The sequence below is a fragment of the Mesorhizobium sp. RSR565B genome (assembly GCF_054719465.1).
In genome coordinates this window covers 5,362,324-5,382,853 of record NZ_JBTTIE010000001.1, presented here as the reverse complement: position 1 = coordinate 5,382,853, position 20,530 = coordinate 5,362,324, and the positions used below count along the sequence as shown (strand labels likewise).

25 protein-coding genes are annotated in these 20,530 nt (G+C 62.6%); 6 read left to right on the top strand and 19 right to left on the bottom strand.

The features are described from left to right. The 13 genes from ACYG9R_RS25895 to moaA form a co-directional block, all read right to left on the bottom strand. Window positions 1-570, bottom strand: a complete 570-nt coding sequence (locus ACYG9R_RS25895) for a DUF3299 domain-containing protein (RefSeq protein ID WP_023669012.1) — start codon at window positions 568-570, stop codon at window positions 1-3. Between the two features lie 46 nt (window positions 571-616). Then, window positions 617-1,201, bottom strand: a complete 585-nt coding sequence (locus ACYG9R_RS25890; protein ID WP_023824917.1) for a GNAT family N-acetyltransferase — start codon at window positions 1,199-1,201, stop codon at window positions 617-619. Continuing rightward, window positions 1,161-1,865, bottom strand: a complete 705-nt coding sequence (locus ACYG9R_RS25885; RefSeq protein ID WP_023682487.1) for a DNA alkylation repair protein — start codon at window positions 1,863-1,865, stop codon at window positions 1,161-1,163. Before ACYG9R_RS25885 ends, ACYG9R_RS25890 begins: the two co-directional genes overlap by 41 nt. A gap of 9 nt (window positions 1,866-1,874) precedes the next feature. Further along, window positions 1,875-2,744: an NAD(P)-dependent oxidoreductase gene (locus ACYG9R_RS25880; protein WP_023682488.1), complete on the bottom strand. Its 870-nt coding sequence runs from the start codon at window positions 2,742-2,744 to the stop codon at window positions 1,875-1,877. Between the two features lie 103 nt (window positions 2,745-2,847). Then, window positions 2,848-3,678, bottom strand: coding sequence for an ABC transporter permease (locus ACYG9R_RS25875; RefSeq protein ID WP_023696151.1), 831 nt, complete (start codon window positions 3,676-3,678; stop codon window positions 2,848-2,850). Next, window positions 3,675-4,391, bottom strand: coding sequence for an ABC transporter permease (locus ACYG9R_RS25870; protein WP_023669007.1), 717 nt, complete (start codon window positions 4,389-4,391; stop codon window positions 3,675-3,677). Before ACYG9R_RS25870 ends, ACYG9R_RS25875 begins: the two co-directional genes overlap by 4 nt. Before the next feature lie 75 nt (window positions 4,392-4,466). Beyond that, complete coding sequence (locus ACYG9R_RS25865) at window positions 4,467-5,252, bottom strand: ABC transporter substrate-binding protein (RefSeq protein WP_023682491.1); 786 nt, start codon at window positions 5,250-5,252, stop codon at window positions 4,467-4,469. Between the two features lie 319 nt (window positions 5,253-5,571). After that, window positions 5,572-6,075 (bottom strand): molybdopterin-guanine dinucleotide biosynthesis protein B, encoded by a 504-nt coding sequence (mobB, locus tag ACYG9R_RS25860; protein WP_023682492.1) that lies wholly within the window; start codon window positions 6,073-6,075, stop codon window positions 5,572-5,574. Continuing rightward, window positions 6,072-6,701 (bottom strand): molybdenum cofactor guanylyltransferase MobA, encoded by a 630-nt coding sequence (gene mobA, locus ACYG9R_RS25855; protein ID WP_023702271.1) that lies wholly within the window; start codon window positions 6,699-6,701, stop codon window positions 6,072-6,074. The genes mobB and mobA overlap by 4 nt, the downstream gene beginning before the upstream one ends. 7 nt (window positions 6,702-6,708) lie before the next feature. Continuing rightward, entirely contained in the window at window positions 6,709-7,629 is a 921-nt protein-coding gene (locus ACYG9R_RS25850) for a DMT family transporter (RefSeq protein ID WP_023696149.1), read from the bottom strand. A 227-nt stretch (window positions 7,630-7,856) separates the two neighbouring features. Beyond that, window positions 7,857-8,213 (bottom strand): hypothetical protein, encoded by a 357-nt coding sequence (locus tag ACYG9R_RS25845; RefSeq protein ID WP_023696148.1) that lies wholly within the window; start codon window positions 8,211-8,213, stop codon window positions 7,857-7,859. A gap of 96 nt (window positions 8,214-8,309) precedes the next feature. Next, a complete protein-coding gene (locus tag ACYG9R_RS25840; RefSeq protein WP_023696147.1) occupies window positions 8,310-8,810 on the bottom strand; it encodes a hypothetical protein in 501 nt (166 codons plus the stop codon). Window positions 8,811-8,862: 52 nt separating this feature from the next. Continuing rightward, on the bottom strand, window positions 8,863-9,858 hold the full coding sequence (gene moaA / locus ACYG9R_RS25835) for a GTP 3',8-cyclase MoaA (RefSeq protein WP_031193366.1): 996 nt from the start codon (window positions 9,856-9,858) through the stop codon (window positions 8,863-8,865). A 200-nt stretch (window positions 9,859-10,058) separates the two neighbouring features. Between moaA and ACYG9R_RS25830 the strand changes: the two genes are divergently transcribed. Both ACYG9R_RS25830 and ACYG9R_RS25825 read left to right on the top strand, forming a co-directional pair. Beyond that, window positions 10,059-10,412 (top strand): gamma-butyrobetaine hydroxylase family protein, encoded by a 354-nt coding sequence (locus tag ACYG9R_RS25830; protein WP_023668999.1) that lies wholly within the window; start codon window positions 10,059-10,061, stop codon window positions 10,410-10,412. Window positions 10,413-10,477: 65 nt separating this feature from the next. Next, window positions 10,478-11,089 (top strand): pyridoxamine 5'-phosphate oxidase family protein, encoded by a 612-nt coding sequence (locus ACYG9R_RS25825; protein WP_023696145.1) that lies wholly within the window; start codon window positions 10,478-10,480, stop codon window positions 11,087-11,089. A 26-nt stretch (window positions 11,090-11,115) separates the two neighbouring features. Here the strand turns inward: ACYG9R_RS25825 and ACYG9R_RS25820 are convergent, their stop codons facing one another. Continuing rightward, complete coding sequence (locus ACYG9R_RS25820) at window positions 11,116-11,568, bottom strand: MarR family winged helix-turn-helix transcriptional regulator (protein ID WP_023682500.1); 453 nt, start codon at window positions 11,566-11,568, stop codon at window positions 11,116-11,118. A 48-nt stretch (window positions 11,569-11,616) separates the two neighbouring features. On the opposite strand from ACYG9R_RS25820, the gene ACYG9R_RS25815 reads away from it, so the two are divergent. After that, window positions 11,617-12,525 carry an alpha/beta hydrolase gene (locus ACYG9R_RS25815; RefSeq protein WP_023668996.1) on the top strand — a complete coding sequence of 303 codons (909 nt, stop codon included), beginning with the start codon at window positions 11,617-11,619 and terminating at the stop codon, window positions 12,523-12,525. Window positions 12,526-12,570: 45 nt separating this feature from the next. Here the strand turns inward: ACYG9R_RS25815 and ACYG9R_RS25810 are convergent, their stop codons facing one another. Next, window positions 12,571-12,969, bottom strand: a complete 399-nt coding sequence (locus ACYG9R_RS25810) for a rhodanese-like domain-containing protein (protein ID WP_023688500.1) — start codon at window positions 12,967-12,969, stop codon at window positions 12,571-12,573. Window positions 12,970-13,031: 62 nt separating this feature from the next. Beyond that, a complete protein-coding gene (locus ACYG9R_RS25805) occupies window positions 13,032-13,640 on the bottom strand; it encodes a TetR/AcrR family transcriptional regulator (protein WP_023668995.1) in 609 nt (202 codons plus the stop codon). A 99-nt stretch (window positions 13,641-13,739) separates the two neighbouring features. On the opposite strand from ACYG9R_RS25805, the gene ACYG9R_RS25800 reads away from it, so the two are divergent. Both ACYG9R_RS25800 and ACYG9R_RS25795 read left to right on the top strand, forming a co-directional pair. Next, window positions 13,740-14,486, top strand: coding sequence for a 3-oxoacyl-ACP reductase family protein (locus tag ACYG9R_RS25800; protein WP_023688499.1), 747 nt, complete (start codon window positions 13,740-13,742; stop codon window positions 14,484-14,486). 212 nt (window positions 14,487-14,698) lie between these two features. Beyond that, window positions 14,699-16,576 (top strand): L,D-transpeptidase family protein, encoded by a 1,878-nt coding sequence (locus ACYG9R_RS25795; RefSeq protein ID WP_023824918.1) that lies wholly within the window; start codon window positions 14,699-14,701, stop codon window positions 16,574-16,576. 97 nt (window positions 16,577-16,673) lie between these two features. On the opposite strand, the gene ACYG9R_RS25790 is transcribed toward ACYG9R_RS25795, so the two are convergent. The 3 genes from ACYG9R_RS25790 to ACYG9R_RS25780 all read right to left on the bottom strand — a co-directional run bounded on the left by ACYG9R_RS25790 (window position 16,674) and on the right by ACYG9R_RS25780 (window position 18,317). After that, window positions 16,674-17,144 carry a hypothetical protein gene (locus ACYG9R_RS25790; RefSeq protein ID WP_023668992.1) on the bottom strand — a complete coding sequence of 157 codons (471 nt, stop codon included), beginning with the start codon at window positions 17,142-17,144 and terminating at the stop codon, window positions 16,674-16,676. A gap of 91 nt (window positions 17,145-17,235) precedes the next feature. Then, entirely contained in the window at window positions 17,236-17,976 is a 741-nt protein-coding gene (locus ACYG9R_RS25785; protein WP_031199825.1) for a lysozyme inhibitor LprI family protein, read from the bottom strand. 83 nt (window positions 17,977-18,059) lie between these two features. Beyond that, window positions 18,060-18,317, bottom strand: coding sequence for a PepSY domain-containing protein (locus tag ACYG9R_RS25780; RefSeq protein ID WP_023668990.1), 258 nt, complete (start codon window positions 18,315-18,317; stop codon window positions 18,060-18,062). 357 nt (window positions 18,318-18,674) lie between these two features. Between ACYG9R_RS25780 and ACYG9R_RS25775 the strand changes: the two genes are divergently transcribed. After that, window positions 18,675-20,447, top strand: coding sequence for an adenylate/guanylate cyclase domain-containing protein (locus ACYG9R_RS25775; protein WP_023726586.1), 1,773 nt, complete (start codon window positions 18,675-18,677; stop codon window positions 20,445-20,447). Window positions 20,448-20,530 lie beyond the last annotated feature (83 nt).

Here is a 20,530-nt window from a genome sequence, read left to right as displayed (position 1 = left end):
TTAGTTTTTCTTTTTGTTGAGGAAACTCCAGGGCGAGTTGACCGGCAGCGTGATCGTGTCCGGCACCGTGTCGACTGCCACCACATCGGCTTTGCGTACGGTGTAGCCGGACTGGATGATGCTGACGCCGTCGAGAATGAACAACTGGCTCTTCTCCAAGCCGGGCCGCAAGGCGCCGGTCACGGCAACCGACTCATAGGCCTGCGACATCTTGTAGGGACGGGCCGGCGTCACCAGCACGATCTGGTTGGGCGGCGGCGTCGGCATGTGGCTGCAAGCGCCTGTCCACGGCACCAGCAGGAACTGGTAGACGAGATCGCCATCACGGTCGACCGGCAATGCATAGCCGGCTAATTGCACCATCTTGTCCTGCAGGTTGAGCGACAATGTCTCGCCACGATCGGGCAGTTTTGCCGCAATCATCGGCAGGCCGGCATCTTCGGCCACCGCCTGCGTCGCCGGACGCAGATCTTTCCAGAAGATGTGCGCGGTTTGGCCTGAGGCGTTGGTAGCGGTGAACACCAACAACGCGGCTGCAAGCGCCAAGGTCGATTTGAGAGGACTGCTCATCGGCCGCTTCCTTTGTGCAGGAGTAAAGACGCCGCGGCCGATCGGGTCAACGCTCGAGCCGCATCACATGTCTGCGAGAGCCGGCCATGCCGACCTCATGGAACCCGCGAGCGATGAACATGTCGCGAAACCCCATGAAACGGTAGCTCGGCGATGCCTCGTCGATCGGGTAGGCCTCGATCACGCCGGCGCCCTTGGCAAAGGCGTGATTTATGGCAGCGTCAAGCAGCGCTGCCGCCAGCCCGCCGCCGCGCAGCGCCCTTGGCACATAGAAGCAGACGATCGACCAGATGCCGGTCTCGTCATCGTCCTGTTGCGACGTCAGCTTCCGATAGGTCTGGCGCGGCGCGACCGAGCACCAGCCGACGGTCTTGCCGTCAATCTGGGCCAAGATTCCGACCGGCGTACCGGCCTCGACAAGCGCCATCATGGCCCGTTTCAACTCGGCGTGCTGGACATGCTCGCGGCGGCCGGGCAGGGGCCGCCAGGCCATGCACCAGCAATACTTCGGACCGCCTTGCGCTTCGAAGAGGCCTTCGAAATCGGCGCGCGTCTGCCGCGTCACCTCGGTGAACCGGACGTTGGCTAGGTCAGCCTTTTCTGGCGGCGATCCGCTCGATGATCTTGGCATTGGTGAGTTCCCGTACGGCGTCCTTGCCAATCCAGCGAGCCGTCTTGTCGGTCGACTGGGCCAGCCGTTCGGCCACGGCAAGGGCAGCACCGTGCATCTCCAACGATCGCTTGCCGATCGAACGAAGCGCCCAGTTTGCCGCCTTCTTCACGAAATTGCGGCTGTCGGCGGCATGCCCTTCGATGATCGGCAGGAAGCCGAGGAAAGTCGCCACCGGCTCCTGCTTCCGGTGCACGACGGACCACGCCATCATGGCAAAGGCCGTGCGTCGAACGAACTCGCGCTCGTCCGCCGCGAACTCTTCGATCAGCTCCTTCCAGGCGTCCGTGTCGACGAAGAGATCGGAGACGCCGTCGACGATATCCCAGGAATCGAAGGACGCGGCCCATTGTCGTGCATCCGCGGCTGAGAAGCGCTTCGGGTCGGCCGTGACGGAAGCGATGAACTGCGCCTCCATGATGCCGGTCTGCCAAAGCTCGAAAGCACGCTCGTGGTTGCGCTTGATCTTTTTGGCGATCTGCCGCTGCATGCCATGCGAGATGCCGAGCGCGCGCTCGATCTTGATGCCGTAGCGCAGCATACCGCGGCGATTGTCCTCCGAGCCGATCGAGCGCAAATGGGCGACGATCTCATCGGCGCTCGATTGGGGCGAAAGCTCGGCCATTGCGAACGCCTATTTTTCCAGGCGCGCCAGCAGGGACGAGGTGTCCCAGCGCTTGCCGCCCATCGCCTGCACATCCTTGTAGAACTGGTCGACAAGGGCGGTCACCGGCAGTCTCGCGCCATTGCGGTCGGCTTCATCGAGGCAGATGCCGAGATCCTTGCGCATCCAGTCGACGGCAAAGCCGAAATCATATTTACCGGCATTCATCGTCTTGTGGCGGTTCTCCATCTGCCAGGACCCGGCAGCGCCCTTGGAAATCACCTCGATGACCTTCTCGATGTCGAGCCCGGCCTTTTTGCCGAAATGGATGCCTTCGGCCAGTCCCTGAACCAGCCCGGCAATGGTAATCTGATTGATCATTTTCGTGAGCTGGCCGGCGCCCGACGGACCCATCAGCCCGACCATGCGGGCGAAGGCGTCGATGACCGGCCTGGCCTTGTCGAAGGCAGCCTGCTCGCCGCCGACCATCACCGTCAGCACGCCGTTCTCGGCGCCCGCCTGGCCGCCGGAAACCGGGGCGTCGAGGAAGGAAAAACCGGCCTTTTCGGCGGCGTCGGCCAGTTCGCGCGCCACTTCGGCCGAAGCCGTGGTGTTGTCGATGAAGACGGAGCCTTTTTTCATCGCGGCGAAGGCGCCATGGGCCCCGGTCGTCACCGAGCGCAGATCGTCGTCATTGCCGACGCAGGAGAAGACGAAGTCCTGGCCCTCTGCGGCCTCCGCCGGCGTCGCGGCAGACTTGCCGCCATGCTGGGCAACCCATTGCTCGGCTTTCGCCGCGGTGCGGTTGTAGACGGTGACGTCGTGGCCGCCTTTGTTCCTGAGGTGCCCGGCCATGGGATAGCCCATCACGCCAAGACCGAGAAATGCCACAGATGCCATGAGTTTGCCCTTCAGACGGAACGGAATTGTCTTGGAAAGCTCTAGGCTCTACGCGCCATTCGTCAAGACGCGCATGAGCCGATCGACTGGTACAGCCGACCGCTCAGCGGATCAGATGAATGGTGATCCGTCGCTCGATCCATTCGACGCCGTGGCGCAGGATCTCGACCATCACCAGATAGACGATGGCGACCCAGACATAGGCCTGGAAGTCGAAGGACTTGGCGTAGGCCAGCTTCGCGTTGCCCATCAAATCATAGACGGTGATGATGGCAACGATGGCGGAAGCCTTGATCATCAAGACGAGTTCATTGCCGTAGGGCCGGAGCGCGACGATAAAGGCCTGCGGCAGGACGACCTTGCGCAGCGTCTGCAATTTGTGCAGGCCGAGCGAAGCAGCGCCCTCCCATTGGCCCCTCGGAACACTTTCTATGGCGCCGCGCAGGATTTCGGCCTGGTAGGCGGCGGTGTTGAGCGCGAAGGCGAACACACCGCAATTGAAGGCGTCGCGGAAGAACCACCACAGTCCGACGGATTCGAGCTGCACCCGGAATGAGCCCAGGCCGTAATAGACGAGATAGACCTGGACGAGCAGTGGCGTGCCGCGGAAGAAATAGACGTAGCAATAGGCCAGGACAGACAAATAGCGGTTCGTTGACATGCGGGCATAGGTGACGGGCAGCGAAAAGAGCGCGCCGAGCACCATCGAGATGGCCACCAACGCAAGCGTGGTTCCCAAGCCCTGCAGATAGGCAGGCGCGTATCTGGCGAAGAACTCGCCATTCCAGGCGTAAACCAGATAGACGGCGATGCCGATGCCGAACAGGATCCAGAAGCCGACCAGTGCATAGCCGACGACACGGGCCCGCGGCCAGCCCCGCGCCCGTGGTGGTGGCTTCTCGATGTCGACGGCGGCGCGCGTCACGACGCTCATCGTGCCTCCCTCCGCCCGAGCGAACGCAGGATGAAGCCGGTGGCGATCGACGACAGGATGGCAAGGATGAGAAACACCATCGCCGCGACACTGTAGAACAGGAAGGAATGTTTGGTGACACGGGCCGCCACGCCGGCGTTGCGCAAGGTTTCAGCCAGGTTGACGACCGACACCAGGGCCGTGTCCTTGAGCAGGCTCAGCCAGCAATTCTCAAGGCCGGGGAAGGCGATGCGCAGCAGCTGCGGCAGGATCACCTTGCGCATCGTCTGCCATTTCGACAGCCCGATCGCATAGCCGCCCTCGTACTGGCCCTTCGGAATGGCGCGAAAGGCCGACAGGAAGACTTCGCTGGAATACGACGAAAAGATCAGCGACAGCACGATCATGCCGGCGAGGAAGCTGTCGACATCGACCGTCGCTTCCGGCCTGAACAGACGGATGACATACTGCAAGAGGATCGGCATGCCGAAGAAGAACAGGAAAAGCGTCACCAGTTCCGGCAGTCCGCGAAACACCGTGGTGTAGATGTTGGCAGCCACGCGAAGCGACGGCTCTTCGGATTGTTTTGCCCAGGCGACGAAAAAGCCGATCGTCAGGCCGATCGGCAGTGTCGCCAGCGCGAGCGCAATCGTGACCAGTGCGCCATAGGCAATATCGTCAATCCAGCCATCGGGTCCCCAAGTGAGAAGTATCCATATGTTCTGGCTTGGCATTGACGGGTCTTGTCTCCACTTCTGTCAGGCCAAGGCGGCAGCAGGAAACTTCCCCTGCCGCCTTGTTTCAGACGATCAGGACTCGGCGCCGAAGACGTCGAACTTGAAGTACTTGTCGTTGATTGCCTTGTACTTTCCGTTGGCGCGGATTGCGTCGATGGCGCTGTTCAACTTGTTGACCAGATCCGTCTCGCCCTTGCGCACGGCGATGCCGGCGCCCGGTCCAAAGATATCGACCGGCTGCGGCGAAGGCTGGCCGAGAATCTTGCAGCAGGCGCCATCAGGCGAATCCAGGAACTGTTGCAACACGACGATATCGTCCTCGATCGCGTCGAGACGGCCATTGGCGAGATCGGCCTGCTCTTCGGGGCTGCTCGGATAGCCCTTGACCGTGCTGTCCGTATAGGTTTTCGAGGCATAATTGAAATGCGTCGTGGTGGTTGCGACGCCGATGGTCTTGCCGGCCAGGTCTTCCTTGGTCACGCCCTTGAGGGTCGAATCCTTGGGTACCGCGATCGCCGACGGCGTGTTGTAGTATTTGTGGGTGAAGTCGACCTTCTCGGCGCGCTCCGGCGTGATCGACATCGAGGCGACGATGGCGTCGAACTTGCCGGCCTGCAGGGCCGGAATGATGCCGTCCCAATCCTGGGCGACGAAGGTGCACTTGACCTTCATCTCGTCGCAGAGCGCCTTGGCGATGTCGATGTCGAAGCCCACGAGCTGGCCGTCGGAGGTCAGGTTGTTGAATGGGGGGTACGCGCCTTCGGTGCCGATTCTCAGGGTCGTTTCCTGAGCCTGGGCGACGCCGAGCGTCAGCAGCGCAGCCGATGCGGCGAGCGCGATACGCAGTGCAATACGCATGATAGTCCTCTCTTTATGGCTCCCGGCCGTCGTTCCGGAACGGCTCTGTGGGGCGGTGCTTTTGACCGCCCGCTGGCGCGATACTCCCACTGTTTTCGGGAGAAAAGCAACTGTAAAACCGTTGCTTGCGGGATTTGCGGGTCCAGCCAATGCCGACGCCGGGTTAATGCATGTCGCCCAAAAGTGCGCAGCGGTTTTGGGACGACGACATGCATAAATAAAACAACCTGAAGCGCGTCGCATGAGGCCGTTCAGGCGCGACGCGCTTAGACAATGCAACGGCTGAAGAGGGCGGCTGACCCGGGCGAGGGCAGGGGCCTCAAGGTTTGAGGCCGGTCATGCGCTCGATGAAGTCGGCTATCCCTTCCGTGTCGTCGAGATCGAACACAGGCAGGCTTTCGCCGGTAACCGCGAAGTCGGCGGCAATCGCCACGATATGTCCGTCGTTCGCCGACAGCGGCGAGCGGTCCTTGGCCTCCCGCCGCCGGGTCTCGATCTTTTTGTGCGCCTCGCGCTTGTAGCCTTCGACCAGCACGATGTCGCACGGGGCCAACCGCGACAGGACCGTCTCCAGCGTCGGCTCGTCCTCACCGCGCAATTCATGCATCAGCGCCCAGCGTTTGCCCGACACCACCGCGACTTCGGTGGCGCCCGCCTGGCGGTGACGAAAGCTGTCGGCGCCAGGCTTGTCGATGTCGAACTCATGATGGGCGTGTTTGACCGTCGACACTGTCCAGCCGCGCCGGACGAGCTCTGTGACCAGCTTCTCGGTCAGTGTGGTCTTGCCGGAATTCTTCCAGCCGGTGATGCCGAAGATGTTCATGGGCCGATGCTCTGCAACAGACGCTCGGCCACCGCAAGGTCGGGCGGTGTGTTGATGTTGAAGAACGGGTCGATCTCGTCACTGCCGTGGGTCAGCAACGGAAATGCCACTTTGACACAGTCGTGCCGCTCGATGAAGGCGGAGACGCGCCTGTTGTCCTCGATCAGGAAATGGCGCAAGGCCTCACGCAGCCCGAGCGGCCACAGCGCAAAGGTCGGATGCCGCCTGCCGCCGGAACTGGCAACAGCGATGGAGCCTGGTCGCTCGTCAACAGCCGCAGCCAGCCTCTCGACCAGATCCACCGGCAGAAACGGCGTGTCGCCGGCGGCCGTCGCCAATGCCGTGCAAGCGGTGTTCGCTGCCGCCCATTCGAGGCCGGTGAGGATTCCGGCAAGCGGTCCGGCATAGCCTTCGACCGCATCGGCGAGAACCGGAAGACCGGCCGCGGCGAAGCGCGCCGGGTCACCATTGGCGCTGAGCGCCAGCGATCCGACCTGCGGCGCCAGGCGGGCAACGACATGGTCGAGAAGCGGACGCCCGCCAAGCGCCAGCAAAGTCTTGTCGCCGCCGCCCATGCGCCGTGACAGGCCTCCGGCCAGGATAATTCCTGCAATGTCTTGGCTCATGGCCAACCTATATGCCGTCCGGCGCCATGTCGGGTCCAGCGCTTTCGGCCGCCGGCTTCTGCCGGCCGACGACCCGCTCGCGATAGAGCGCGTAGAGGCCGGAGCCGATGATGATTGCGGAGCCAACGATCATCGGCAGGTCGGGGACATCGCCGAAGATGATGAGGCCAAGCAGCATCGACCAAAAGAGGGCGGTGTAGCGGAATGGCGCAATGAAGGAGATGTCGCCGGCCCGCATTGCCATGATGATGAACTGGTAGCCGATCAGCACCAGCACCGCCGCCAATGCCAAAAGTGCCGTGCCTTTGCCGGACATCGGCGTCCAGCCGCCCATCGGCGACAGGAGCACGGCGCCAACGATGGTCATGGCGATTGCCGTTGCCGTCGACACCAGCAAGGTCGGGATAGCGCTCGGGATGCGCTTGGTGGCGAGGTCACGTACTGCGCAACAGGCGACGCTGACGAGTGCGTACAGCGAATAGACGCTGAAGCCTTCGAAGCCTGGCCGCACGATGATCAGCACGCCGCCGAAGCCGACCGCGATCGCCAGCCAGCGCCGCCAGCCGACCGCTTCGTTGAATACGAGTGCCGCCCCCATCGTCACCGCCAGCGGCAGCGCCTGCAGCACCGCCGAGACATTGGCGATCGGCAGATGCGCTAATGCCACAAGGAAGGCGACGGTGGCGCCGGCCTCGGCGACCACGCGAAGCGCCACCAGCGGCTGCAGCATCGACCTCGGTCGCGCGAGCGCGCCTTGCTGCCAGGCGAGCAGGCCGACGAGCAGCGACGCAAAGGCGCCGCGCACCAGCATCACCTGCGCCATGTTCATCGATTCCGACGAGAACTTGGTGATGGCGTCGTTGAGGGTGAAGCCGATCATGGCCACCATCATGCACAGCGCGCCGCGAATGTTTGGGGAAAGAGGCAAGGGCGTTACCGGTTTTGCAAGAGCAATTCCAGGAAAAGTGTGAAACGGTTTTCCGTCCGGAATTGCGTGAAAACAAAGAATAAAGCGGTTCGACGTTTCGGCGAAACGGTGAACCGCTCAAGCCTGTAGCAGCCGGCGGCAAGACAGCAACGTCAAAGAAATAGGCCACGGATTTTCACCCGTGACCCATAGAAATCCCTGAGAGGGCTGGCCGATGACCGGCAGGCTCATTTCGGCGTCAGCACCTCGGTGCCGCTGCCGTTCTTACCGGCGATGGTCCACAGGCCGTGCAGCGAGCCGTCATCTTCTACCTTGTAGACGACGAGACCGATTTCCTTGCCCATGACATAGCCGGCGGAGAAGGCATCGTCGTTGCGCATGCAGATGCCGTCCGACGATGATCCGCCCGTCTCCCAATGGATGGTGCAGGTGGTCTCGCTGGTCAGTGTGATGGTGGCTTCGCCGCCATATTTCGAGCCGTCGAAATTGGTGCCCGCAACGGTGTAGCTGCCACCGATGGACTGTGCTGCTGCCGGCGCGACGGCAAACCCAAGCATTGCAAGAGAAAGTAAGAATGTGCGCATGTCGTATTCCCCCAAACCGAGCGACGAGCCGCTATAGGCCGAAATTTAGGGCGGAACGCGATGGCGGTAAATCGGGTTTGCAGCGTCGAGAGCGATTTATTCCCAGTGTTGCTCAGCCCCATGCAGGCTGTCGCCGATAGCGCCGACCAGTGGGTCGTACTTGGCCTTGAGCGAGGCGGGATATTCGATCCAGACTGTATGGATTGCATCCTCTTTTTCGAAGACGATTCGGGTATAGAAGATCTTGTCGCCTTTGGTGCCTGAGACCACTGCCCAGTTCTTACCGGTTTTGCTGTAAGTGACCTTTTCCCCAGAGTCAGGGTCGGCTTTTTCCTTTTCAACCAGACTGTCGGGCGTATCTTCCGTCAGCTTGTATCCGCCGTAACAGGACAAGCTCGCACCATCGGGGCTAAGCCATTTTCGACCGTCGCCATTGAGGGACTCAGCCATCGGCTTGCTGAAAATCTGGCTCGGGAACGTGCACACCGTGCCATAGCGCGCATTGATGTAGGTGAACGGCTTTGCGAGCGCCACTGTGGTCGCCAATGATAGGGCCACGACCAGCGCTGACAGCCCGGTTTGGCAAACACGCTGCATGGAAATCCCCCTCGCTTCCAACGGAAGCATTCTGCACCAATCGCGGAGAAAATCAGCCGCCGGTGACGCTCATATGTCTCGACACCGACGGGCGGCTGGTGCGGCGGTCGATGATGAAATCATGGCCTTTCGGCTTGCGGCCGATCGCTTCGTCGATGGCAGCAGCGACCAGCTCGTTGCCTTCTGAGGCACGCAACGGCGCGCGCAGGTCGGCGGCATCCTCCTGACCCAGGCACATATAGAGCGTGCCGGTGCAGGTCAGCCGCACGCGGTTGCAGCTTTCGCAGAAATTATGCGTCATCGGCGTGATGAAGCCCAGCCTGCCGCCGGTCTCTGCGACATGGACGTAGCGGGCCGGACCGCCGGTCTTGTAGGGGATGTCGCTCAGCGTGAACTGGCGCTCGAGCGAAGCGCGCAGCAGCGATAGCGGCAGATACTGGTCGGTCCGGTCGGCGTCGATCTCGCCCATCGGCATGGTTTCGATGACGGTCAAGTCCATGCCGCGGCCATGCGCCCAGCGCATCATCTCCGGCAGCTCGACGTCGTTGAAGTCCTTCAGCGCAACGGCGTTGAGCTTCACCTTCAGCCCCGCCGCCTGCGCGGCATCGATGCCTTGCATGACCTTGCCGAGATGGCCCCAGCGGGTGATGGCGTGGAACTTGTCGGCATCGAGCGTATCCAGCGAGACATTGATGCGCTCGACACCGCAATCGGCAAGCTCGGCGGCAAAGCGCGACAGCTGCGAGCCATTGGTGGTCAGCGTCAACTCTTCCAGCGCGCCGCTCTTCAGGTGCCGCGACAGCTGGCGCACCAGATGCATGATGTTCTTGCGCACCAGCGGCTCGCCGCCGGTGAGGCGCAGTTTGCGCACGCCCTTTTCGATGAAGACGGTGCAGAGCCGGTCGAGTTCCTCGAGTGACAGCAGGTCCTTCTTGGGCAGGAACGCCATGTCCTCGGCCATGCAATAGGTGCAGCGGAAATCGCAGCGGTCGGTGACCGACACGCGCAAGTAGCTGATCGTGCGACCGAAGGGATCGATCATGTCCATGCGTTCAAGCGTTTCCAATGCTGCGAGTGGTGCCGTTATATACGGCTATGTGATACGATCCAACCCGCCATTCAAGATAGCCGCTCTCGATCTTTGGTGACATTCCCTGGCCGACATCCGATGTCGGCCGGGTCCAAATGGCCTTTTCCGCTCGCGCGAAGCAGCGTAGGGAAGGGCGGATTGATGCGGGATGCAGAACAATGACGGCGCCGAAGGAACTCAGGGTCTCGAAGGACAGAAAACTGCTGTCCGTCACCTTTCCCGATCATCGGCCGTTCGAACTGCCGGCCGAACTGCTGCGCGTCGCTTCACCCTCGGCCGAGGTGCAGGGCCATTCGCCGGACCAGCGGGTGACGGTTCCCGGCAAGCGTAACGTTGCTATCCTGAAGATCGAGCCGGTCGGCAACTACGCCGTGCGCATCACCTTCGACGATTTCCACGACACCGGCATCTTCACCTGGAATTACCTGCACACGCTTGGCCACGAAAAGGACGCGCGCTGGAATGCCTATCTCGCCGAGCTCCAGGAGAAGGGACTGAGCCGCGACCGCTAGTTCGGCACTGTCGGCAAAACGTCATTGACTGGGGGTAACGCTGGCAACGGTTCGGAGACGGGAAAATGTCTGACATCACCACGGTCGAACAGCTCGAAGCCCTCTACGGCCTGCCCGGCGAAGCGTCGACGGTCAAGGAACTCGACCACGTCATTCCCGAATATGCCGCCTTCATCGAAGCCTCGCCTTTTGTCGCCCTGGCGACGAGCGGGCCGGAAGGGCTGGACTGTTCGCCGCGCGGCGATCTCGCCGGCTTTGTGCGCATGCATGACCCGAAAACGCTGATGATGCCGGACAGGCGCGGCAACAACCGCGCCGATTCGCTTAAGAACATCATCCGCGATCCTCGCGTCGGGCTGCTGTTTCTTGTGCCGGGTTCGGGCACGACGCTGCGCGTCAACGGCCGCGCCCGCATCACCACCGACGCCGCGCTTTGCGCCTCCTTCGCCGTCGAAGGCAAGCCGGCGCGCTCGGTCACCGTGGTCGATGTCGATTCGGTCTATTTCCAGTGCGCCCGCGCCATCGTTCGCTCGGAGCTGTGGAACCCGGCAAAGCACGTCGACCCGAAATCGCTGCCGACACCCGGAACAATCCTGGAAGTCACCAGCCGCAAGAATATCGATGCCGGTACTTACGACAAGGAATGGCCGGAGCGGGCGAAGAAGACGATGTGGTGAGGTGGGAGGCGCGTGGATCGAACGGCTCAGGTATCCTTCAGCACGTCATAGATCTTGCGCATCTGTTCGCCGATCATGTCGCACTGTTCCGCTGTCGACTGGCTCATCGCCTTTTCGATCAGCGCCATATGCACCTTCAGCGCTTTCATCAGGAGCTCCGTGCCGGCCTCGGTAAGCGTCAGCCGCAGCACGCGCTTGTCCTTCTCATCGCCTTCGCGGCGCAGCAGGCCGCGCGCCTCGAGCTGCGGCAACAGCATGGTGATGTTGGAGCGGCCGACCAGCAGTTTGCGGGCGAGATCGTGCTGCGACATGCCGGGATGGCGATAGAGGTTCATCAGCACGTCGAGCTGCGCCGGCTTGAGATCCAGCGGCGCCAGCTTTACCGCCAGCGTACGCTCCAGCACATGGCAGGCGCGCGCCACCGCGACCCAGTTGCGAAAGCGCGGGTTGTCCCAGGGCAGCTCTTGTTTAATGTTCATGTTTGAACTATTATGTTCATGCTTGAACGGAATGGATGGATCGCCACTATGGCATCATTTGGACTGAAGGTCATCCGGGGCGTGTTCCGCGCCGCCGAGCATGTGGCGCCCCGCCTGAGCGGGCGCGCCGCCTTCGAACTGTTCTGCCGCACGCCGAGCGTGAAGGCGCTCAGTGACGGCGAGCGGCGTGCGGTCGACCGCGCCGCCGGCTTCATGGCCGAGGCGCGCCATCATCGGCTTACGACCAAGGCCGGCTGCGTCATGGTGCACGAATTCCGGCCCGAGCCGGGCAGGGCGTCCGCCGGCACGGTGCTGGTCGTCCATGGCTGGCGTTCGCGCACGGAATATATGCGCGCTCTGATCGAAGGCTTTCGCGATGCGGGCTACCGGGTCGCCTCGCTCGACCTGCCGGGCCATGGCCAGTCGCTGGGCCGTCATCTCAACATGGTCAATGCGGTCGAGGCGGTCAGGGTCGCCGGCGAATGGTTCGGTCCGTTCAAGGCGATAGTCGGCCATTCCTTCGGTGGCGCCGTCGCCGCCAATGCCATTGCCGGTTCGATCAAGGGTATCCAGCCCGTCGCGGCCGAGCGGCTGGTGCTGGTCGCCGCGCCAAGTTCCCTGCCGGCGATCTTCGCCGACTTCAGCCGCATGCTCAATGTCGGTCCGCGTTCGCAGGTTTCCATGGCCGATCAGGTGAAAAGGCTGTCGGGCCGGCCGCTGCATGAATTCACCGGCGACCGCCAGTTGGCTGAGGCGCCGGTGCCGACGCTGGTCATCCACGCGCCGGACGACCGCGAAGTCCCCGCCGATCATGCCACACGTTATGCCGGCGCCGGCAGCCATGTGCGGCTGCACTGGGCCGATGGGCTCGGCCACCGTCGCATTCTCGCCGACAAAGGTGTTGTCGAACGCGCTGTGACTTTTGTCAAAAACGAGCGCGAGCCGATACTGCATTGATTCCAATGGGTGTATTGTCGACTCCGACAACGCCGGAGCGGTGAGCTAACCGTTCTTCTTGCCGCCCGGCTCGACGGGCAATCCGGCCGCCTTCCAGGCGGTATAGCCGCCAAGGATGTGCTTGACCGGCGACAGCCCCATATCCTGCGCCGTCTTGGTGGCCAGCGCCGAGCGCCAGCCGCCGGCGCAAAAGAAGACGAAGCTTTTGCCCGAGGCGAAGAACGGCTTGTGGTAGGGGCTTTCGGGATCGATCCAGAATTCCAGCATGCCGCGAGTGACATGTTTGGCGCCGGGGATCTGGCCGTCCCGCTCGATCTCGCGTGGATCGCGCAGGTCGACGAAGATGGTGTCCTCGTCGTCGAGCAGCCCGGCCGCTTCCTCGGGCGAGACCACCTCGATCTCGGCATTGGCCTCGTCGAGCAACTCGCGATACCCTTTTTTCACGGATGATCCCTCCCGGCGCATTTCGCCGCCGACTGGATTTCCAGCACAAGCTCCGCGCTTTGTCACGCTGTTCCGACCAGCCCCTGCCACGCCGCCATCGCTCCGGCCACTGTGGCCATGAGCGCGTCGCACGAGGCGCCGTCGCGGGCCTGAATCGACATGCCGTGCTGGACCGTCGCATAGAAGGTCGCCGCCGCGTTGCTGTCGAAGCCCGCCGGCAATTCGCCTTCCGCCACACCGCGTTCCAGCCGTCTCAGCAAGAGGGTGTGGTTTTCGGCGCGGCGGCGGCGCAAATCATCGCAGATCGCGCCGCTGCTTGAATCCTGGTGCAGTGCGCCCAGTGCGATGAGACAGCCCTGCGGGCGGTCGTCCTGAGAGTACGCTTTTGCCGTCTGACGCAGGAAATTCTCGATCGCCTGGCATGCCGTCGGCGCTTCGTCCAGCGCGCTCCAGATCTCGGTGCCTTCGTTGCGGGTGTAATACTCGGTCGCTTCCAGAAACAGCGCCTCCTTGCTGCCGAAGGCGGCATAGAGGCTGGGCGAGCTGATCCCCATCGCCGCGGTCAGGTCTGCGATCGAGGTGCCCTCATAGCCTTTGGCCCAGAACAGCTCCATCGCCTGCCGCAAGGCGGCGGTTCGATCGAAGGTGCGGGGGCGGCCTCTTTCCGGCATGACGATCTTTCTGTGTTGATCGATACATAATTCACTTGACATCGCCAGGCAAGGTTGCCAGATATTTATGTATCGATCGTTACATAACGGGGAAATGACATGTCAGCGAACGGATTGAACGGCAAGGCAGCACTGGTCACCGGCGGCAGCCGCGGCATAGGTGCTGCGATAGCAAAACGGCTTGCGGCCGATGGCGCCGACGTCGCCATCACCTACGTCAACAGCTCGGCGCCGGCCCAAGCTGTCGTCGCCGAGATTATAGCGGCAGGTGGTCGCGCGATCGCCATCCAAGCCGACAATCGCGACGCTGCCGCCATCGAAGGCTCGGTCACCGAGGCGGTGAATGCCTTCGGCCGGCTCGACATCCTGGTCAACAGCGCCGGCATCTGGCGCGCGGCGCCCATCGAACAGATGTCGCTGGCCGACTTTGACGAGACCATTGAGGTCAATCTGAGAGCGCCGTTCGTAGCCTCGAAGGCGGCAGCGGCTCACATGGGCGAGGGCGGCCGCATCATTTCGATCGGCAGCAATCTGGCCGAGCGCGTCACCGACACCAGCCTCAGCGCCTATTCGACCAGCAAGGCTGCGCTGGTCGGCCTGACCAAGGCGCTGGCGCGAGACCTCGGTCCGCGCGGCATCACCGCCAACGTCGTTCATCCCGGTTCGACCGACACCGACATGAACCCGGCCGAAGGCCCGCATGCCGAACACCAGCGGCGGAAGATGGCGACGCCCCGCTTCGGCAAGGCTGACGAGATCGCCGGCATGGTTGCCTGGCTCGCCGGTCCGGAAGGGCGCTTCGTCACCGGCGCCGCGCTCACCATCGACGGTGGCGCCAACGCCTGAAGCAGCGGCCGCTTTGACCGGTCTGGAGCGGCAACGCCGCTCCAGACGTCACGATGTTGTGAAACCGTTCTGCAACAGGCCTGCGGAAATTTATGGAAGCTTAACGAAATCGGTATGAATCGGTATAGTAGCGCCTTACATCCGCCATGCGGTTGGCAAGATCGTCTAGCGGCGCGGAACGGGAGCCGGCTTGCAGCCGGAGCGGGTGATTAATGAAATTCCTCGGAAATAAAGCCACCGTGATGCCGCTTGCAGTGGCGGCAGCACTGGCCTTCGGTGTGCCGCAGGCAAGCGCGCAAGGCCTGTTCGACATGCTGTTCGGCGGTGGCGTCAAGCACAGGCCGCAAGGCGAATTCCCGCCGCCGCCGAAGCGCAAGCCGAAGCCCGCCGTATCGGGCGGCGGCACCAGGATCAGCAGCCCGTCCTACTACACCTACAAGGCCGACCGGCTGGTGCGCGTCGACTTTGCCGCGTTGGTGGCAGCACCTCCCCAGGTGGCAACAGCTGAAGACGCCGCCTTTGTGCCGTCGGCGACCAGCACTGCCTTCCGCGAAGCCGTTGCAGGCCTTAGTGACTATGAACTCTATGCCGAGCCCGATATCGCCAAGGCACTGATTGCCTATTACTCTGCCAATCCTGATTTCATCTGGGTGAACGAGGGCAATCCCAATGCCCGCGCCCAGGATGCGGTGCGGGTGCTTGGCGAAGCCGCAAGCTATGGTCTCACGTCGGCCGACTACACGGTCGAGGTGCCGGCAGCCAACGCATCGGCAGTCGATGCCGACGCCCATCTGAAGGAACTCGTCCGCTTCGAGATGGCGCTGTCGGCGCGCGTACTGCGCTATGCCCGTGACGCCCAGAGCGGGCGCGTCGATCCCAATCGCATCACCGGCTACTATGAATTTCCGCCGAAGCCGGTCGACATGGAAGGCGCGCTCAAGACGCTGGCTCACACCCAGGAAGTGCGCACCTACCTCGAATCGCGGCACCCGCAGAACGCGGAATATCAGGCGCTGCGCGTCGAACTTGAATCGCTGCAGGCGAGCGCCGAAAACGAAATCGTCGTCGATCCCAAGCTGTTGCTGAAGCCCGGCGAGACCAGCGCCGAACTGCCGAAGCTGCTGACGCTGATCGCGCGCAATCTCGACGACGAGATGGGCGGCGCCTATGGCGAGATCCTGTCTCGTCTCGGCACCAGCGATGTCTATGTTCCCGAACTGGTTCCGATCATCAAGGCCGTGCAGGTGAAGGCCGGCATGAAGGGCGATGGGGTCATCGGCCCGCGCACCGTCGCCTCGCTCGCCGGCACGTCCAAGGCCGACAGGCTGCAGAAGGTGCAGGTCGCGCTGGAAGAATTGCGCTGGATGCCGTCCGATCTCGGCAGCCCGCGGGTCTTCATCAACCAGCCCGCCTTCACCGCCAGCTATATCGACAATGGCGAGGAGAAGCTGAAGACCCGCGTCGTCATCGGCCGGACCACCAACCAGACCGCCTTCTTCTTCAAGGAGATCAAGCAGGTCGATTTCCATCCCTATTGGGGCGTGCCGCAGTCGATCATCGTCAACGAGATGCTGCCAAGGCTGCGTGGCGATCCGGGCTATCTCGACCGTGCCGGCTACGAGGTGACCGATTCGCGCGGCAGGCGGGTTCCCTCTTCCTCGGTCAATTGGGGCGCCTACGGCGCCAACATTCCCTACAGCGTGCGCCAGCAGCCGAGCGAAGCCAATGCGCTGGGCGAACTGAAGATCCTGTTCCCCAACAAGCACGCCATCTACATGCACGACACGCCGCAAAAATCCTTCTTCCAGCGCGATATGCGGGCGCTCAGCCATGGCTGTATTCGCCTTCAGGATCCGCGTGGGATGGCGGCGGCGGTGCTCGGCGTCTCGGTCGACGACATCGCCGAAAAGCTCAAGCACGGCCATGCCAGCGAAGACGTGACACGCACGATTCCCGTCTATGTCTCCTACTTCACTGCCTGGCCGGACCTGTCCGGCAAAGTCGAATATTTCAACGATGTCTACGACCGCGACACGCGGCTGATGCAGGCGCTGGAAGCGACTGAAGCGGTGCGCTCGCCGACGAGCTGAAACCAGCGGAGTTCCTCGTTCAACGAACGAGGAACTCACTTTGTCTCTCTGGTTTTATTAGATTTTTGGCCGATGGACGGTCGCCCGTTTCCTGCGATCAGCGCTGGATGAGCGGACGCCGGAAGCCGGCGTCGCGGCCCGCGATCAGCCAATAGACCAGACCGGCTACGAGGCCGGCGGCGGCGATGATGCCGATATCGGCCCAGCGTCCGGCATCCTCTTCCGCGGCCGGCCAGACCAGGAAAAAGCCGGCTGCAGCGGCAGCGGCGCCAAACAGCATGTGCACCAGGAAATTGCGCAGGGCAAAGAATTCGGCGAGCAGCGCGAAGATCAGCGTCTGCAGGCCGGTCAGCACGATCGTCAAGAAATAGACGACCATGCCGAGCGGCGGCCACAGCAGCACGACAATGGGCGAAAATTGCATGGCGCCGAAATAGTCCGGCGCGTTGGGCAATACGGCGAGTGCGCAATATATCGCCACGACCGCGAACAATCCGATCAGCACCGAAACGAAATAGCCGGCAAGCATCATCAGGATGCGCTTCAAAACATGCTTAACCATGGCCATGCACCCCCGTGCCCTGCAACTGTTACGCGCACTCAGCCATCAAAGGCGGATCGGCGCAAGAGTGCATCCAGCAGTGCTTTGCGGCAAATCTTCAGGCGCCGCCGCATAGATGTTGCGAATCCGGCAAAATCCATGTGCCTTTTATCGTGAGGTCGACGCCGTAATAGACCCGCCCGCGCTCGTCGCCCTGCGGACAATCCCTCGGGATCGATATCAGGCACATGACGACAGGATCGCCGGCTTTCGAACTGGCAAGGCCAGGCTCCCGCTCGTAGGAAACCCCGGCGCCGCCATTGCTGAACCGCGTCACACTGCCGGCTTCAGGACTGGCCGTTTCCAGCGGGTCGTCGCCGAGCCGCGTCGTCAGCGCCGTGATGTGGGTGAAGGCGCATTGCCCGATCGACGAGGGCAGGGGCTGGTCGGGGCTGCCTGGATGGCGGGCTGCGGTGTCGAGCGCCTTCTTGCCGATCAGGGCGATGTTGTAATCCTGCACCCAGGACGGCGCATTGCCGTAGGTCTGCAGCGCATTGTTCTGGGCGCTGACGATGCAGGCGGCATCCTGCCCGCAGGCGTTCCTGTCAGTGATGAGCGCACGGGCGATCTTGCGCTTGTCGCGGCCAAAGGCTGGCTCGAAACCCGTAAAGGCCTTGGCGACCAAGGCATCAATTGCCGACAGTTGCGGGTCGGCACAGATCGCCTTTTCCACCGGCAGGCTGGCTTTGCGGCAGTCGAAGGATGGCCCGTCGGCACGCGCTGGACCAAGGCAGACCGCCGCGCCAGCCAGTGCAACGACAAGCGCAAGCGCGTTGGCAATTCGATTGGAAGAAAGCATGGTCGCCCCGTTGTCCGACAACTGCCACCATCGTAGGCAAAAAACGCGGCGGACGGAATTGCCGAAGCGGTGCGGTATCAGCGCTATTTCGGTTCGGCTGTTACGGGATCGAAGGTGATTTCGACTTTCGCCTTGTCGGCGGTGTAATAGGTGACGGTGTACCCGTCCTTGTCCCAGTCGACCTCCTTCACATAGCGAAAGCCGTCGCGCTGCTCGACCTTGGCGATGATTGCCGACAGTTTCTGGGCATTCGTCGGCGGCAGTGGGCTGTCATCCGCGGCAAAGGCCGTCGAGCCGGCCAGAAGAACGACGACGCCGGTCGCCAGAACAAGATTTCGCATGATTACCCTCATTTCACGTTGGTATGAACCGCACCGGAAACTCGCAGGCAGCACAGTTTGTTCCGAGTGCTGACGTCGCGCAGGTTCCGTGAAGCCCTGGATCGCCGCGCTCAGAGCTACGGCACGCCAATATTTGCGCCAACCGCCGGCCAACCATGAGTGCTGCCACGGCCCGCGCTGGACAACCCGATGGTGGTAGAGCTTTGCCCAAGACCCTGCTAGACTTCTGGTCCTGGCGGGGTGGCATGGCGCGCCAACCCCGCCGGAATCTTCATCTCTCAGCGCGCGGCGAAGTGTTTCAGGAACGGGTCGTCGCCTGTGCTGGACCAGAACCAGAAAGGGAGCGGGGGCTCGAACATGGCTGTACGGAACTACACCCGTCAGCTGGCGACAATCATTTCTATCGATGCCGTCGGGTTCTCGCGGCTGATGGGCATCGACGACGAGTCTGCTGTCGCGGCATTCGAGGAACGGCGCGACATCATCGCCGACAGCTGTGGCACATTTGGCGGCCGCACGTTCGGCGACGCCGGCGACAGCATCATGGCCGAGTTCGGCAATCCGATCGAGGCGTTGCGCGCAGCCTTTGATTTCCAGGGCCGCATCGTCGCCCTCAACGCCGAGGTTGCCGACGATATGCGCATGCCGTTTCGCGCCGGCATCAACACCGGCGACGTCATCGTGCGTGGTGGCCGCCTCTACGGCGACGACGTCAACATCGCGGCGAGAATCCAGGAATTCGCGCCGGGCAACGGTCTCGCCGTTTCGGAGACGACCTGGCACCATGTGAAGGACAAGACGGCGGCCGATTTCACCGATCTCGGCGAATTCATGCTGAAGAACATCGCCTTGCCGGTGCGCGTTCTGATCGCCGGCCGCAGCGGCAACGGATCCTCGCCGGCGGCGTCGTTCGCGGCCATTCCCCAGGCCAATGCGCAGCAGAAGCTGTCGTCCAAGGGGCCGCCGGCGATCGCCGTCCTGCCCTTCCACGCCGATGGCGGCGAGCATGACATCGGCTACATGGCCGACGGCATCGCCGAGGACATCATCTATGGTCTATCCAACACCAGATGGCTCTCGGTCATCGCCAAGGGCTCCAGCTTCCAGTTCCGCGACGACACGCTGGGCACGCGGGTGATCGGCAACGCGCTCGGCGCGCGCTACATCGTCAGCGGCACGCTGATGCGCAATGGTGGCCAGATCCGCCTCAACACCTCGCTGGCCGACGCGTCCAACGGGCGGCTGGTGTGGTCGCAGCGCTTCGATCGCGATCTGGTCGACATCTTCAACCTGCGCGACCAGATCGGCGCTGAGATCGTTTCGATCCTCGACAAGGAGGTCGACCGGGCGGAACAGGCACGCACCTTCCAGGTTCCCTGGGAAAGCCTGGAGACCTGGCAACTGGTGCGACGGGGCCGCTGGCACATGAACCGGCGCACCCGCGGCGACACCGAAACCGCACTCGAGTTCTTCCAGAAGGCCTACCGCGAGGACGCCAACTCGAGCGCCGTGCTCAACGAACTGGCGTGGTGGTATTTCTGGCGGGCATGGCTGCGTTTCGGCGACAGCGACGATTTGAACAAGGTCGAGCAGTTTGCCCGCAAGGCGTTGCTGGTGGACAGCCTGGATGCGCGCCCGCACGCCCATCTCGGCGCCGTCGACATCATGCGCGGCGAACCGCGGTCGGCCGTCGACCATCTCGAGGAAGCGATCCACATCAATCCGAGCTTTGCCTTCGCGCGCTCGGCCATGGGCAGCGCCCAGCTGCTGCTCGGCAATGCCGCGACCGCGATACCGTTCTTTCTCGATACCGAGCGATTGAGCCCGTTCGACCTCTACCGCTTCCACAATCTGGGGGAACTGACGGCGGCCTATTGTTTGGTCGAGAACTGGCCGGCGGCGATCGCTGCCGCTGACCGCTCGCTCAACCTGTCTCCCGGCTATTTCTATTCCAGGTTCCTGAAGATCGGCGCGCTGATGCGAAGCGGCCGGCCGGAACAGGCGCGGCGCGAGATGACCATTTTCACCACCCGGCATCCCGATTTTTCAGAACAGCGTGTGCGCTGGATACCGTTCACCGACAAGGCCGCGAACGAGATCCTCGTCGCCAATTTCCGACTGGCCAAATGAACATGGCGTCAATGCTGGCTGGAACATGGACCAACTGTGAAAAGATTCACATACGTGCAACCGATGCAAACCTAGGCGTTGAA